Consider the following 15,077-nt stretch of genomic DNA (forward strand, 5'->3'; position numbering starts at 1 on the left):
TCCGCCGCGCTGCTCTCATATTGGCAGGCCACATCATTCATGATAGAATAATATTTATACATTAGGGGTGCCATTAACAATCTGGCTGAGAGGATAAACCAACCCTTAGAACCTGATCTCATTCGTCTGAGCGGAGGAAAATGTGTCTCTTATTATGTGTTCTGGTATTGTTGCTTTTGTTACTTCGTTTATTGGCTTATTACCACAAATTATTAAATCCATTAAAACCAAATCCACCCAAGATTTATCGATGGTAATGCTCATTAACTATCTGATTTGCTCTATAGCCTGGATTATATACGGCAGTGGCACCAATTCCTTTTTCGTCATTAGCTCCAATATTGCCGGTTTGCTGATTAGCCTCCTACTAATCTTATTAAAGAAACGCTATGATGCTCAACGCCCTTAATTTAGCCAGCTATCGCTCTATACTATGCCTTAATGGGGACTTACCTGCCTCATCCTTCTTCATGCACCTGCAGCTACCCATAATTGCCACTGACGGTGCGGCAAATAGCCTGCATGAATTGGGAGTTCATCCTGAGTTAATCATCGGTGATTTGGATTCGGTTTTACCTGAACTATTGGAAAACTATCCCCACATACGCCTTCCAGAGCAAAACAGCAATGATTATCAAAAAGCCTTGGCCTACCTAAAAGGAAAAGACTTATTGCCGGCGATTGTCGTCGGAGTTAATGGGGGCTACTTAGATCACATATTAAATAATATTAATATTTTTCTAGAAACTAATTGTCTTTTATATTCCCCACCCATAACTGGTTTGGTGCTGAATAAGGACGCGCAATTAAATTGTATATTGCCCATGCAAACCAAAATTTCACTAATGGGTATCCCCCAAGCCACTCTCTCCTCCAAAGGATTGCAATGGGAGCTCAATGCCACCCATTTAAGCTTCCCAGGAACAAGCTCTTGCTTTAATCGGAGTAAAGCCGCAGAAATTCATTTAGAGGTACATCAAGGAAGTGTTCTGGTGCTCATTTATGAACAGCAAATCGACGATGCAGGAACCTCGAATACCTTACATAAGCAAATCCCAACACCAGGCAAGTGACTCTGGCTTTAGCGCATCTTGGTCCTATTGCCCCCATTTATAAACGCACTTAAATCAGGCCATTAAGGATTTTTATAGGAAGTATCCGGTACCATATCATTTTGGGCACTATCCTCATCAGATTCAGGAGCTTTAACAAAAAATCCAAGTGACTGAGGCTTTCTTTTTTTAACTGCAGGCCCCTCTTCTGCCAACTCCTCCTCGCTTTCTTTTTCATTCCTCGCTCTCTTGGGTCTACTTGGAACTTCTTCTAAATTAACATGCTTCTCCTTCATTCGTTCAGTAGATATTAATTGCTTAACTAAAGGCGGCTGCGGATGTTCATTTTCCCCTGAATCTCCTGCGTTGAGTAATTGGAACGCCCCAGGGGCTGCTGACACTTCATCTAACTCCATGGGTTCAACATTCGATGTACTGAATTCAATCATAGGGGTGAACGGTGAAATAGACGATAGTGTCGCAGGTTCATTCCCCCGCTCATCACTAGTTTTTCCCTCAGGAAAATAAATATCCCAATCTTGCATAGAAAAGGAATAACTATAATTATCTTTCAAAATATCTTCAAAACGCGAGCGTCGGTGAGAAAGAACGCTAATTATGGGGGCCATTTCCTTTTGACCCACACCTGATTTCTTTGCAAGCTCTATAAGTAATTCATCGGGTAAATATAAAATTTTCTTCATTAGTTCTTTAATTTCATCATCATTATTAAGTAGCTCTTTAAGCTCAGGAATTTTATAACCAAGATAATTTAAAGGAGCTAATGCTCCCGTGGTAGTAAAACTATCCCATTGAGCACTCTCATCGGAGCTTTCTAACTCATCACTCGTCGCTGACAAATCTTCAAATAAATCACTAAAATAATACTCATTTATTCCTTCGGTGTGCCCATCTCTAAATGCTTGGTAATTAATACCACCGATAACCATGCGAAACGGGTCATTCAAAACCTCTTCAAAGTGCTCAATATTAAAGGCAACTACTCGCCTAAACTGAAAACTATGACCAGGGTCAACTCTTACAGCGACTAAATCATAGCGGTTAGCATCATTCCCCTGGGCCGGGACAAGTCCAATATTAGTAAAATCCCAATCAATTTCGCCCAAATAATAACCTGCTATAATGATGGCAGAAAAATTTTTAATTCGGTCAAAAGGATAATCACTCCCCTTATATTCAACGCTAAGAGGAGAACTTTGCGATAACTGGAAATGCGCAAAATCGTCTAGTAAATTACAGGCTCTCTCATTATCTGAGGTGAAATAATAATCAGGTTGATAGTCACCTAATAATTTTTTAAAAATGTTCCCGGCAAATACCGCTAAGGCCGGAGAGATATGGTTATTGCCAGTAATATAGTATGAAGTACCCTCGCTATCTTTGACGATGCCCTCTTCATTTACCTCTAGGCTAATCTCCTCGCCATCCTTCTTAATATACATAAAGGCCTTAATTATTTCATTATGATAAAATAATAGCACATCTTTTCGTTGTACAAAAAGAATTCAGACGTTCTAAAATTTCTCTATCTGTTGGGGGATTACGTTGAAAGTAGGCCTTGATGTTGCTAAGTGCTGGATGTATGCGCCACATTAAATTATAATTAGCAGGTTGTTGGGTGAGTTTACTCCTCTATGCTTTTCAACCTTTTTAAGAAGTAATATCTAAGAAATGCTCTGGAAAAAAATAGTTCGACATAAATATTTTATATTAGGTCTTGTTTTTTATTTCATTTTTATTGTGACCGAGACATCGAAACCAAGCTTGACCTTTAGCTTATTTAAAAATAGTTTCCCCCTCTTCACATTGAATGAAAATTTTTTGACCATCATCTCGGAAACGTTTATTAATGCCGCAGTAGTTCTTATCTTCTATTGTATTATTGATGTGCGCGCGAAACTGCTGACGATTAGCTCAATTACCAGTGAATTAGATAACAATTACCATCAGTTTAATAGCATATTGATTAAACGCATAGGCGATTTCCTAAGAAACCAAAGTACCGCTGAGGCAATAAGAATATCAAGTAAAATCAAGGAGGATACGGAAGGAACTGTTTATTCTAAATACTTTTTTTTCCAAAATGAAGCTTCTCCCGAAATGTTGCAACTGATTAAAGAAAAACTCAAAGAAGAACGCATTTTCATGGCCTTTGAATCCTCCGCCTTAATTAATACCATAGATAAGCTTATCGGCCTGGAACATCTCTCATTTGATAAAAAGAACATCCTTGCGAAAATCAAAAGGGATATCAGCTCTATAGAACCAATGGGCCATATTAGTGAAAGCTCCTGTCCTTTGTTTGATCTTATCTACAGTGACACCAAAAAAACGATTATGGATGATTCGGTGATGCAGATTATTAAAGAGCTTAATAACGATATTAATAGCTTATAATTGCAATCCCCTTCTCTCCGTAAAAACTTATTTTTGGACATAGGCCTAAAAATACAAGTTATAAATATATTCCTTGCCGTGGTACTCTATAATTAATAATTTAAGAAAATATCACTACCCAATGAGTCCCTTATGAAATTCTCAACCATATTAAAATTGATGTGGATATGGCCGCCTTTTTTTGGGGCAGGAATCAGTGTTAAAAGTTTTAGCCCTGATTTCACTAACATTGTTGTACAGATGAAAATGCGCTTTTGGAATAAAAATTATGTAGGCACCCATTACGGTGGCTCGATGTATTCCATGACAGATCCATTTTACATGCTCATGTTTATGCAATTATTGGGTAAGGGATATATTGTCTGGGATAAATCAGCCTCAATACGTTATAAAATACCAGCAAAAGGCCCTATTTATGCCAAATTCTCATTATCCTTAGAGCAAGTGGAACAAATTCGCCAAGAGGTAGAAGAAAAGAAAAAGATTCACCCCGAGTTTCTAGTCGAGATTACTAATGAAGCAGGGGAAGTCGTTGCTGAAGTAACTAAAGTTATCTTTATTGCTAAAAAAGAGGCAAAAAAGCAGAAAGGTAGCATTCCTGCATAGAGATTCCCGGGGTGAACTGCGGTTTTGAGCATTATTTACATTCTTAATAGATGATGCGCCGCAATGTAGGAAAATTGCGTCATTAAATTTTCTTCTCTGCCTGTAGAGTTGCTTTTACCAGAGCAAGCACAGAATTGCCCTCTCCATCAAGAATAGTAAAGTCGCAAATGATGGCCAAAGTGCTAATCTCTGAGCTTTAAATAATAAGCTCAAGTAATACCATAAAAAACACCTTAGTATTGGACCATACACGTCAAACCATTTTAAATTAATTTTTAAATCAATAAGATAAGCAAATAAAAATCAAAACTTTGCCAAGATACATAGGGGAAGCAGAAGATATAGTTGAATGCATCGAGTAAATTCTGGCTCTCGCGGGAATTTGGCCAAGGTAGCTCCTTTATGTTACCAGTTTAACTACCTCGCGGCACCTCTTTTAATCCAAGCTTTTAATAAAAATATCCACAAATTCAGCAAATTTTTCTGGATATTCTATTTGGGGCAAATGACCACAATCCGCAAAACAGTAATAGCGGGCATTAGGAATATTAGCAGCAAGCTGTTTTACCAAACTTTCCCTAAAGACCAAATCTTGATCTCCTGCTAATACCAAAGTCGGTACATTAATTTTCTGCGCCCATAGACTGGAATCAAATTTATCTAAAGCAGCATACTGCCCCTCAAAGCCTTTCTCCGTAATTGGATAGGGGTTTTTCATACCCATCTGCGTTAATACTTCGAGCATCCCAGGCTGCACGATAAACTGATATGAGAAAAACCAACTGCAGGCAATTTTGATTAATACTTCTTCAGAGACGTTGCTTTTTCGTAGCTCCCGTAGTGCCTCCAGATAAATTTGAAAAGGAGCACGCGGACTCAAAACTGAATTAGTGATGGTCGCGGATTTGACCAAGTCGCGATGACGCATCATCAATGTTTGTAAAATAAAGCCGCCCATGGAGTTACCCACAAAATGCGCACGCAAAATCCCTAATGATTCACATAATGCGGCAACATCGTCCGCCATTTGCTCAATGCTGTATGGCCCACCAGGGGCATCTGTTTGCCCTGCCCCTCGATTGTCAAATAAAATAACCTGGTAGTCCTTGAAATAGCCTAGGGTCGCGCTCCACACAACATGATCTGCGGTAAATCCACCTATAAATACAATAGGCTCTCCCTGGCCATGAATTTCATAATACATAGAAATATCATTAACTTTCATATGAGGCATAAGCATCTTCCTTAAAATCAATTACCAAACGTAAACGTATATATTTTAATACCCGGTTCTGTAGCAATAATTTCCAAATCCCCGCTAGAAAATCGTGCTTGGCTTAGTGCCTCATAAATTGAATATTTATCAACTAAAATATTTTTTACCCGCTTATGATTAAGCACTACCTTCACTTTAATTGCTTTGCCAGTACTCGTTCCCATCACTAAAAATACCTTACGAGCATTAAAGTGTATTTTCAACACGGCCGCTGCGTTTGTCGCGGTAATACTGTCTGCATTGGCTAGCCATGCTCCATCTAAAGCCCAACTATTCTCGGCTAATTGCAACGGAAATTGATATTGAAAAACCTTATCATGTATTAGTTTAGGACTAAAATTAGGATCTGCGCGCTCATATCCTAAATAAGTTTCTGGGGTTTGCGATGCAGGGCTCGTTTGCGCAAGGCCATTTTTTAAGGTAGTCAAGTCGTTAATACCTAATAGATAACGAATATTATTTTCGGTGATGTCATAATCTCCCTCACCAAAATGCTCATACACCACCTCACCTTTTTTATTTATTAAATAGTGGGCAGGCCAATAATGATTTTTAAAGTTAATCCATGTATCGTATTGATTATCAAGTGCTACCGGATACAAGATATCATTGCGTTGAACTGCCGCACGGACATTACCTATATCCTTTTCAAAATCAAATTCAGGGGTGTGTATTCCAATAATAACCAGCCCTTTGTCATGATATCGGTCATGCCAGGCTTTAACATAGGGCAAAGTGCGTAAACAATTGATACAAGAATAGGTCCAGAAATCAACCAACACCACCTTTCCCTGCAAATCATTTAACTTCAAAGGAGCAGAGTTAACCCACGAAGTAATTCCCTCAATCGGAGGGGCAGGATATGGGCGCCATAGGCCATTAATTAACGCATTAGACGTTTTAATTCCCGTCTGAACAGTAATCGATGATGTGGAGGTATTTTCGAAATAGACCATATACACCACGCTGGCAATCACAATGGCCCCTAGTACTTTCCGGAACAAAGCTGTGCGTGTTTTAAAAAAAGTAAAGGTACTTATTATTTTTTTCCCATAAAGAGAAATAATGAACATGGGAATAACAGCCCCTAACGCAAAAGCGAGTAAAGTGAAAAAGCTCAATAGCGTCGTTTTTTGCACCACCGTCTGTACAATAATCGCAGCGAGAATGGGACCTGCGCAAGGAGTCCAGATTAGGGCGATCAATCCACCCAATAGAATCCCATTTAAAAAGCCCCCCTCAGCCTTATTCAAAGAAGAAAAAGCAGAGCCTGCCTGAGCAAATTTTTGGGTAACCCTGCTGAATTGCTCGGTGAGGTAATCCGAAAGCATAATCAAACCTAAGAGCACTAGAACAAAGTAACCAAGAGTACGCAAGAGCTCAAAATTAATTCCTAAATAATGTACTAATTGACGCGAAAAAAAAATTAATAGGGCAAAAAAGAAAGTAAAACCAAGGATCATACCCACAGGTCGCTTTTTTGAGCCTGTTAATGAGGTAGCAAGAAATACAGGTAAAATCGGTAAAATACATGGGGAAATAATTAAACCAAATCCCTCAATAAAGCCCAAAAATAGAGTGAGAAAATTTGAGTCCATAACAATATTATCCTAAAGCGATTGGCATTCTGCGTAGAAACTCATTGGTTTTCTTAATGATGGTATATGCCTCCACCATCCTTGGGTCATCTATCAAATACCCCCAATCATTATGAGTTAATTATAGACAAATGTTTATTTTTTGGATAATGATAGGGAAACACTGCTCTTGACCTCAGAGCGATAATGGCTAAAATTCAGGGTTGGCTACGTAGGATAATCAGTTATGGATGATATATGATTCAAGTGATACGATTTTATTTATTATTGGTTTTATTTCTCTTAATTAATCACGCTTATGCTGTGCCCCCATCAATCGCCCGCTACGCGCTTGTTGGCACCACGCGAGAAGGTACTGTCGCGGCATTTATGCTGACCCATTTTGGCCCCTCCTCACATGCTCCATTTGCAAGCTTAATCATAAAAAAAGCAGGCGTTGAAGAACCCTTATTCCAAGATGGTGCTTATCGGATGGACGGTGGAGAAAAAGAACTGGCCGATTTGGTAGACCATCTGCTGGAAAAAAACAATTCTGTTTTAAAAGAATATGAAATTGATATAGAAAACCAATACATCTCCGAAGCCCATATGGCGATTACGGATAATCGCTCTGAATCAGTTGCCGGTTGGGTTGATATTATCAATGGGGGTACTAAAAAATTCATGGTAAAAAGCATTCCCTCTGAATATTGCTCAGAGAACCCCAATTCAATAGATCTGGAGTTTTGGTTCAATGGTGTTAGCAAATTAACCTTAAAACAAAAACCGGACTCCTGCTGGGATAATGGCTTTTCTATCCGCAATATCTATCAGACCCAAAAAGCACTATGGTTTATTATCAATAAACATGAAATCGGCTTAGCCAGCCAAAATGTCTATTTCGTGGATATTGCCGGAATTGCTTTACGTTAATTAAAGAACTCCTGAATAAGGCTCGTGCTAATTGCTACCCTCTTCAGGAGAGCCCTCACGGTATTGGATGACGTAGCCTGATCCCTCACTTAAAAAGTATCAAACCCCTCACACTCCTCCCAAGGCAAATCCTCCCGAGAACAGTCATTCACCAGAGCCAAGCGTGGTCCTTTCTGCAGCCAAAGATACAACTGCTCCAACTTGTCCTGCGCTCCGCAAGCAAAAACCTCCACTCGACCATCGGGCAAATTGCGAGCCCAACCATTAATTCCCAAGTGTATTGCTTGTTCTTTTGTCGAGGCGCGATACCAAACCCCTTGCACCTTACCTGAAACAAAGCAACGCATGCACGATTGATTATTCATAAAATATTCTTATTGGTTTTATCTATAATACAGTTTATCTTATCTTAAGGAAGAAAGGAGATCAAAATGGCTATTTGGTTTAAAGAAGTTTCTCTCGAAAAGTTGAATGAATTTGGGAAAAACACCATGTCTGAATTTCTTGGTATTCAATTCATTGAACTAGGAGATAATTTTTTAAAGGCCACCATGCCAGTAACTGAACGGACCAAACAACCGCTTGGTCTTTTACATGGCGGAGCAAATGTTGCCTTAGCTGAAACCATTGCCAGTACTGCGGCGAATGGCGTTGTTGATTTACAACACTACTACTGTGTCGGGCTGGAAATTAATGCCAATCATTTGCGTGCCGTCAAAGAAGGCATTGTTACCGCGGTGACCACCCCCATTCATATCGGCAAAACGACTCAAGTTTGGGAAGTTATTATTTATAACGAGGCCGGGAAAAAAACGTGCATTGTGCGAATGACTGCGGCGGTTATTGCTCGCTAAAAAATCGCCCCCATAAAATGTGTGAGGTGTACTATGCAGCAAAAGCAAGAACAGCATCGTTTTTTTAAGCTCCTGCTCCTTGGTGATCGCGCCGTTGGCAAAACAACTTTGGTGCAAAAATTTGTCAAGGAGCTTGACCCTGATTGCTATTATGCAACCTGCGGCGTTGACCAAAAAATATGCCCCATCGTTCTGTTTAACCAGCCCATTGATTTAAGAATTTGGGATGCTGGGGGAGACCTAAAGCTTTGGCCTCTGGTAAAAAGATACCTCCCAGAAACCCATGGCGCCCTAGTCTGCTTTGATGTAACCAATCCATTTTCATTGACAAGAGTAAACAATTACGTCGAAAGCCTGCGGGAAGTACAACCGAATCTCCCCATCATGCTCATCGCTTGTAAAACAGATTTAGCTCAAAAGCGCATGGTCACCCAAGAGCAAGTTCAACAAGTGGCACAAAAACTCGAAATTGCATCTTTAGAAACCTCGGGACTTAAAAAAAAGAATGTTAATGAGGCATTCATGCAGATCACGCAACGCATGTTCTTTGCGCGCATGCTTAATCAGGTGAGCCCTACCTTAGAAAGGTATTTCAATGATTATGCCAATAATCCTCCAAACCCCATTTCAAAAAAAGAAATCGCATTAAAAGAAGAGTATAAGCTTCTCTTGGGGCAGTTATTACGTGCGACAAGCCTGGATGAACTAATCGATTTTCATCAAAAAACATCCAACCTAATAGACAAAGCAAATGCTCTTTTTGCAAGAAAACATCCTATTTGGAATACTCTAACCCTAAGCCCATTGTCTTCTGTACTAAAAAAAACATTAACGGCAGTGGATTCCCTGCAAAAAAATCTCCTGGCAGAGCTTGAGTCAGAGCCCCCCACCGAAGCATTCTTAAGCATGTAGGGGCCCAGCAAATGTATTCGATTCAACTGCGGGACTTACAACCCCAACCCATTCAGGGTGAACTCCACCTAGGTTCCATTATTCACCTTAAGCAATTCCGACCATTGAGTGGTATAACGGGGCGAACGCAATTGCATGCGCGAATCCCATGGCTTAGTGCTCCCTTCTGCCGCGAGATGAAGAGTATGGCGGCCAAAACGCCGATTAATTTTATCGAGAACCAACATCAGATCCTCAGATTTTTGTAAACTCTCCTCACTAGGCTGATGGAATAAATCCATTTGAGCAGATGCTTTAGGCAATAACAACTCCAAACAAACACCTGTTTTTTTATAATAATGCCCTGCCTTAAAAATTCGCAATAAACCCTGTTTTGCTAAATGGGTAATGGTGCGCACATCATCCGTGGGATAAGGAAAGCGCAATTCAATAGATTGGAAATGCTGAGCTAAATCATCACGAAATCGATTTGTTTGTACGAACACTGACATTTGCTGTACTAAAGAATTCTGCTCTCGCAGTTTCTCAACCGCGCGAGCACAATGACTACTTAAAGATTCTGCCACCGCTGCATATTCCGATTGCAAGGAACCAAAGCTCTTAGAAGATAAAATACTTTGCCTGGATTCATCTCGTCCAAAATCCCCACAAGAAATACCACGTAATTCCATAGCCGTACGTATGATCATCACATTAAAGCGCATTTTTAATAAATTTATATCCATTACAGACAAATCATAAGCGGTATAAATACCTTGTTGGATAAATTTCTTACTCCATTTCCTACCAACACCCCAGACCTCTTCTATAGGAATTTGCTTTAACCATGCGTCTGCATGCACTAAATTAAATGTAGGTACTTTTAGTGTTTTCTTGCATAAATAATTAGCGGCCTTAGCCAAGGTCTTGCTTTTGCCCATGCCAATAGAGGTAGGAATACCAGTATCCTTTAAAATTTTTCGCTGGAGGTCTGCGCAAAAAGCCTCATGCCGCTCTATAGGAAGACTACTTAAGTTTAGAAAAGCTTCATCAATTGAGTAAATTTCAACTTCCGGCCACTCCTGCTCAATCGTTGTCATCACGCGATGAGATAAATCACCGTATAAAGCAAAATTCGATGAGAAGACATGCACCCCTGCTCGTTGACACAGCGCTTTAACCTTAAAATACGGTACTCCCATAGCAATTCCTAATGCCTTCGCTTCATTAGAGCGTGCGATCACACAGCCATCATTGTTTGAAAGTACAAGTATCGGCTTATAGCGCAAATCTGGCCTAAAAAGACGCTCACAGGAGGCATAAAAATTATTGCAATCAATTAGAGCAAACATAAGATAAAGCCTCTGCAATCGAGCCTATATAAAGCTATGAATGACATGCGTTACCACGCCCCAAATCACCAGATCCTGGCCCTCAGTAATATCAATTGCCTTATAGCGGGGATTTGCGGGGAGCAACTGAACCTTATTGAATGCTTTAGATAAACGCTTAACTGTTAATTCCCCATTTAATGCCGCAATCACAATTGCCCCATTCTGCGCCTCGAGGCTTTTATCAACAACCAGCATATCACCCGAATGAATACCGGCATCCGTCATTGAATCACCGGTAGCAATTACAATAAAGGTCGCGGCAGGATGTTTTATTAATTGTTGGTTTAAATCTAAGTATCGCTCGATGTAGTCATCTCCCGGAGAAGGAAAACCCGCTTGCACCTTACTGGAATAAACGGGCACGGCATGGCTTTTAGATTCGTTATTTAATAACTCATGGATTTCAGCAATACGAAAAATAGGTACCCGTATAGTCTTGGTAGGTTCCGCTCCATATTTACCTTGCCCCACAGGCCTACCAGAACCAGCTCTTTTGCCGCCACGTTGATTCATTTTAGCCTCATTTGATTTTTGTTTCAAAAATCAATTTTAGCTGCCCCCGCTCATCGTGTAAATATAATTTCGCCCCAGTGTTCCGGTTAGCATGGTTTTTTATCAACCGGTCGTTTAAAAAAAGCTCAGTGCGTCCTAATGTACTACACTAATCTTAAGGGCATCTATTTTAAGAGTTTTAATAATGTCTAATGAAAATATGAGTAATCACGTTGAGTGTACTAATGGCAGAGTCTATTCTGATGAAGATAAAATTTATTTCCGCGGGGATAGTCGCCCCCCGGGCACCATATTCAGGCATGGATTCACTCCCAGGCACATGACCAGCGATCCCGAATGGTATTTCAATGCAATTGAATCGGTAAGTTCTAAAGATAATTTAGGCAACATCACTGATGGTGACAGCCGTTCATGTACAGGAATCAATCAAGAGAAAGCCGTATGTTTTACGTCCCATCCGCACGTAGCCCCATTTTTTCCTACATCAATCCAACCAAATCAATACTCGTATGTTTATCTCGTCGCACTTCCTCCAGAAACCAAAATTGAATATGCAGGAACAGATGGTTCAATGCGCATAGAAACCAATAACCTCTCTCCCCAACAAATAGCGGGTATGACGGTGGATACGCACTCATTGCAAACGCACCAAACCGATAATATCACTCGAGAGATCAGCAAAGACAATATCGCCGCAGGGTTTGGCTTGTGGGCTTATGAAGCAATGACCCAACAAGTACAAACCGAAAATATTATCGGGGCCATCTTGTGTAAACGCTTATCAGCATTTGAAGATGCATTTACACCAGTCCAATTTATCTATGAAGGAGAGCTGATAAAAAACCCTAACTTCGGCAAAGTACATGCACAAAATGCGGAGGATGAAGAAACCTTAGTAAACATCAAAAAACATTATCAAGAACAAGCCGAGCTAGCTGAGCGCCTGATAGAAGAATTAAAAAATAAACCCCTGGCAACGCCAAAACCAGAATATGGCTTTGGCGGTAAAACACTCTCTATGGACACGCTGAATCATGACAATGCGCGTATCCAAGTTCACAATATAATAAATAATAAGGTTCCCAGCGCCAATGTATCTCATATTATGAACATAATTTTCGAGCGCGATAATATTAGTTTTTACGGAGAAATTGATTTTTCCCGTCAAACGGAAAGCTTACTGGTGAAATTGGTTCATCGGGTGGAACAGCTTGCTCCCCCACCGAAAGAAAAAGAAAGAACAACTAATGAGAAAAAATTTCATAGCGATGAAGTAAAATTTATCAAAGATCAAGAAAAATTCACAAGGGAATGTCATTTAATCAATCAAATACATAATTATGCCGTCGATAGAATGAATCACGCACGAGAACCTCAAGAAAAAGAAGCGATTAGGAAATTCCATGAGGGAGCATTAGACATTCTCTTTAATGGTAAAAATACAAATCAACAAATGGCTCAATTAAAAACCTTGGCTCATTCTACATTTCCACCTGAAGATAGGGTATTTAAATTTCTAAGTAGCCTTGCAGGAACGCGTATTGCTCAAGGAATATATTCTACCTTGGGTATGTTCTCCAAAACAGCAGAGGACATTGCCAAGCGTATTGACGAAGACCCTAATGAAGCATTGGAACGAGGTGCTGGGAATAACCAATAATAGCGATTGCTGGGCCGTATAGCAGCCCAGCTTAGGTAGTACTCACCTTAGATTAACCATCAATTCATCCGTTAATTTGTGCTGAGGATATTGTTGAATTTCCGCTACTAAGCGTTCCCTAATTCCCTGAACCAAATCAAAACGACTGCTTTTGCTTTTCAAGTCTCCTTTAATGGGCATCTTAACCACCAACCATTTATCAATTGCCGCCAGTAATTTTTCATCATTCTCTTTACTCGGCTCACGTGCATTAGCATGCTCAGTAAACGCTTTGCCCAATTGCACGGTATCATTAGTCTTAAACCAAGATGCGGCACTACTTTCTCGTTGCCATCGTTGTTGAAAATAGCGTGTGGAATGAACAGCTTCTTTATGAATATCATTTAACTGTTCGTCCATATCCACCGTTTTTATTAAAACAGCACGCACCTTTTCTCTTAATTTTATTACTTGCTCATATCGAGAACTACCAAGTCCTTCTTTCATCAAAAGCCACGTATCGGCTTTTCTAAAAATATCTAATAAGCTTGTCCCGGGTGTATCTTTGATCGCTGCATCTAATTCTTTGGTTAATTGAGTAGAAAAATACGAGGCCTTAGTTTCTTGGGCTTGCCACCATTTATATAAAAACTCTTGATATTCTTTAGGCTCTAATGCAGTAAGATAACTTGGGTCAATATTATCATACATCTCAGCAACAGTAGCTCCAAATGTGCCTTGTACCTCAGCCGCCTTAGGAAATAATGGTTTATTTAAACGGTAATAGTCCATCACTACCCGTCTTTTTTGCACCGCAACATAAGGATTAAGCAATTTTTCATCGACTAATTGTTGGGTTAAATTCATATGTAAATGCTGCGAGCCGTTCAGCTGTCCTTCCCAATGATTAGCACGAGGCATCACCATAAGATTGAGCTTACATTGCTCTTTGGGTAATTTAGGGATAATTTGGGAAAAAAATATATTATGTATGAGCTGTTTTAGTTTACCTACAATTCCATTGAGTGCATTAACACCAGTGTAGGCGGCAATGGTTAAATCAACTCTTTTTACTTGTTTCAAATCACTGCAATCCGCAATTCTGGCGGCATTAGTCCCTGGAAGTGCATACGCGGTCCCGGGTACGGGCTGATCCGCAACGATACGTACGGGTACATCCACATCGGGAAACTGTTGCTCTTTTGCTCGGGCAGCATTAAAGCAGGTTACGGCCCCACGGCTGTAACCTGCAAAAGTGATGCTCTCAATGGCTTCATCCATATCTTCAAAACTATTATCAGGTTTTGCCTTATATCTGCTATCTGCAGTGCGCATGTATTGTTGGGAGGGTGTTAATTCTTGGTGAGGAGGAATTTGTACTGCTTCATTCGTTGCATAATCAAATACCCATAGATTCCTCGGCTCTTGAATACCCACTCCAAGTTGCGCAAGTTCGGTAGAATTTGGTTTGCTTAAAACGAGTTCACCGCGCTCGTTCTTCTTAAATACGGTTTTAATGAAACGATTAGTGAAGGCCTCTAAATTAGGCATAGTGCCGTCATTGCATACTTCGGGATGGTGACAACCATTGACTACTAAGGTATAGGTATTGTTCTCTTTTAATTCATCAGCATAAGTTGCATGATCTCTGGAAAATGTATAACCCGTATCACCAGTGCCACAAAAATAAACAATCAAATGCATAATTGGTAATCTCCAAACCCAAGCGACAGACTAAATTATACATCAAATGCGCATAAAAAGCACTTCGTGTGTTTTTTCCTTGGAGGAGAACCGCTTTTATGAAGGATTAGTTGTATGGCTGCAAAGCAAAAATAGAGCGCTTTACACTAAGTAACTTAAAAGCTTTAAACCTGGTTAAAAAAAACATTAAGCCACGGGATAAAATTCCTGTTTTTTTTCT

General features: G+C 40.0%; 15 protein-coding genes and 1 riboswitch. Of the genes, 8 read left to right on the forward strand and 7 right to left on the reverse strand.

Annotation, left to right across the window (positions count from 1 at the left end):
• Positions 1-53 precede the first annotated feature (53 nt).
• Positions 54-156: riboswitch (TPP riboswitch) on the forward strand.
• Both ACD661_RS07125 and ACD661_RS07130 read left to right on the forward strand, forming a co-directional pair.
• A complete protein-coding gene (locus ACD661_RS07125) occupies positions 155-409 on the forward strand; it encodes a SemiSWEET family sugar transporter (RefSeq protein ID WP_400187239.1) in 255 nt (84 codons plus the stop codon). It overlaps the preceding riboswitch by 2 nt.
• A complete protein-coding gene (locus tag ACD661_RS07130) occupies positions 393-1,073 on the forward strand; it encodes a thiamine diphosphokinase (RefSeq protein ID WP_400187240.1) in 681 nt (226 codons plus the stop codon). Before ACD661_RS07125 ends, ACD661_RS07130 begins: the two co-directional genes overlap by 17 nt.
• A 62-nt stretch (positions 1,074-1,135) precedes the next feature.
• On the opposite strand, the gene ACD661_RS07135 is transcribed toward ACD661_RS07130, so the two are convergent.
• Complete coding sequence (locus ACD661_RS07135) at positions 1,136-2,515, reverse strand: hypothetical protein (protein WP_400187136.1); 1,380 nt, start codon at positions 2,513-2,515, stop codon at positions 1,136-1,138.
• A 379-nt stretch (positions 2,516-2,894) separates the two neighbouring features.
• On the opposite strand from ACD661_RS07135, the gene ACD661_RS07140 reads away from it, so the two are divergent.
• Both ACD661_RS07140 and ACD661_RS07145 read left to right on the forward strand, forming a co-directional pair.
• Positions 2,895-3,470 carry a hypothetical protein gene (locus tag ACD661_RS07140; RefSeq protein ID WP_400187137.1) on the forward strand — a complete coding sequence of 192 codons (576 nt, stop codon included), beginning with the start codon at positions 2,895-2,897 and terminating at the stop codon, positions 3,468-3,470.
• A 132-nt stretch (positions 3,471-3,602) separates the two neighbouring features.
• Positions 3,603-4,076, forward strand: a complete 474-nt coding sequence (locus ACD661_RS07145) for a DUF4442 domain-containing protein (RefSeq protein WP_400187138.1) — start codon at positions 3,603-3,605, stop codon at positions 4,074-4,076.
• 436 nt (positions 4,077-4,512) lie between these two features.
• On the opposite strand, the gene ACD661_RS07150 is transcribed toward ACD661_RS07145, so the two are convergent.
• The gene (locus ACD661_RS07150) at positions 4,513-5,310 is read right to left on the reverse strand and encodes an alpha/beta fold hydrolase (protein WP_400187139.1); all 798 of its coding nucleotides are present in this window, start codon (positions 5,308-5,310) and stop codon (positions 4,513-4,515) included.
• 17 nt (positions 5,311-5,327) lie between these two features.
• The gene (locus ACD661_RS07155) at positions 5,328-6,950 is read right to left on the reverse strand and encodes a cytochrome c biogenesis protein DipZ (protein ID WP_400187140.1); all 1,623 of its coding nucleotides are present in this window, start codon (positions 6,948-6,950) and stop codon (positions 5,328-5,330) included.
• 237 nt (positions 6,951-7,187) lie between these two features.
• Here ACD661_RS07155 and ACD661_RS07160 point away from each other — a divergent pair, with 237 nt between their 5' ends.
• Positions 7,188-7,862 carry a hypothetical protein gene (locus tag ACD661_RS07160; protein ID WP_400187141.1) on the forward strand — a complete coding sequence of 225 codons (675 nt, stop codon included), beginning with the start codon at positions 7,188-7,190 and terminating at the stop codon, positions 7,860-7,862.
• 89 nt (positions 7,863-7,951) lie between these two features.
• On the opposite strand, the gene ACD661_RS07165 is transcribed toward ACD661_RS07160, so the two are convergent.
• Positions 7,952-8,227, reverse strand: coding sequence for an acylphosphatase (locus ACD661_RS07165; RefSeq protein WP_400187142.1), 276 nt, complete (start codon positions 8,225-8,227; stop codon positions 7,952-7,954).
• A 66-nt stretch (positions 8,228-8,293) separates the two neighbouring features.
• Between ACD661_RS07165 and ACD661_RS07170 the strand changes: the two genes are divergently transcribed.
• Complete coding sequence (locus tag ACD661_RS07170; protein ID WP_400187143.1) at positions 8,294-8,716, forward strand: hotdog fold thioesterase; 423 nt, start codon at positions 8,294-8,296, stop codon at positions 8,714-8,716.
• Between the two features lie 33 nt (positions 8,717-8,749).
• Entirely contained in the window at positions 8,750-9,628 is an 879-nt protein-coding gene (locus ACD661_RS07175) for a Rab family GTPase (protein ID WP_400187144.1), read from the forward strand.
• Between the two features lie 68 nt (positions 9,629-9,696).
• Here ACD661_RS07175 and ACD661_RS07180 read toward each other — a convergent pair whose 3' ends face one another.
• Positions 9,697-10,959 carry a Y-family DNA polymerase gene (locus ACD661_RS07180; RefSeq protein WP_400187145.1) on the reverse strand — a complete coding sequence of 421 codons (1,263 nt, stop codon included), beginning with the start codon at positions 10,957-10,959 and terminating at the stop codon, positions 9,697-9,699.
• Between the two features lie 24 nt (positions 10,960-10,983).
• Complete coding sequence (locus ACD661_RS07185; protein WP_400187146.1) at positions 10,984-11,514, reverse strand: LexA family protein; 531 nt, start codon at positions 11,512-11,514, stop codon at positions 10,984-10,986.
• A 184-nt stretch (positions 11,515-11,698) separates the two neighbouring features.
• On the opposite strand from ACD661_RS07185, the gene ACD661_RS07190 reads away from it, so the two are divergent.
• Positions 11,699-13,174 (forward strand): hypothetical protein, encoded by a 1,476-nt coding sequence (locus ACD661_RS07190; protein WP_400187147.1) that lies wholly within the window; start codon positions 11,699-11,701, stop codon positions 13,172-13,174.
• A gap of 42 nt (positions 13,175-13,216) precedes the next feature.
• On the opposite strand, the gene ACD661_RS07195 is transcribed toward ACD661_RS07190, so the two are convergent.
• On the reverse strand, positions 13,217-14,857 hold the full coding sequence (locus ACD661_RS07195; protein ID WP_400187148.1) for a hypothetical protein: 1,641 nt from the start codon (positions 14,855-14,857) through the stop codon (positions 13,217-13,219).
• Between the last annotated feature and the right edge of the window lie 220 nt (positions 14,858-15,077).

This window comes from Legionella lytica (assembly GCF_044626755.1).
Classification (GTDB): Bacteria; Pseudomonadota; Gammaproteobacteria; order Legionellales; family Legionellaceae; genus Legionella; species Legionella lytica_A.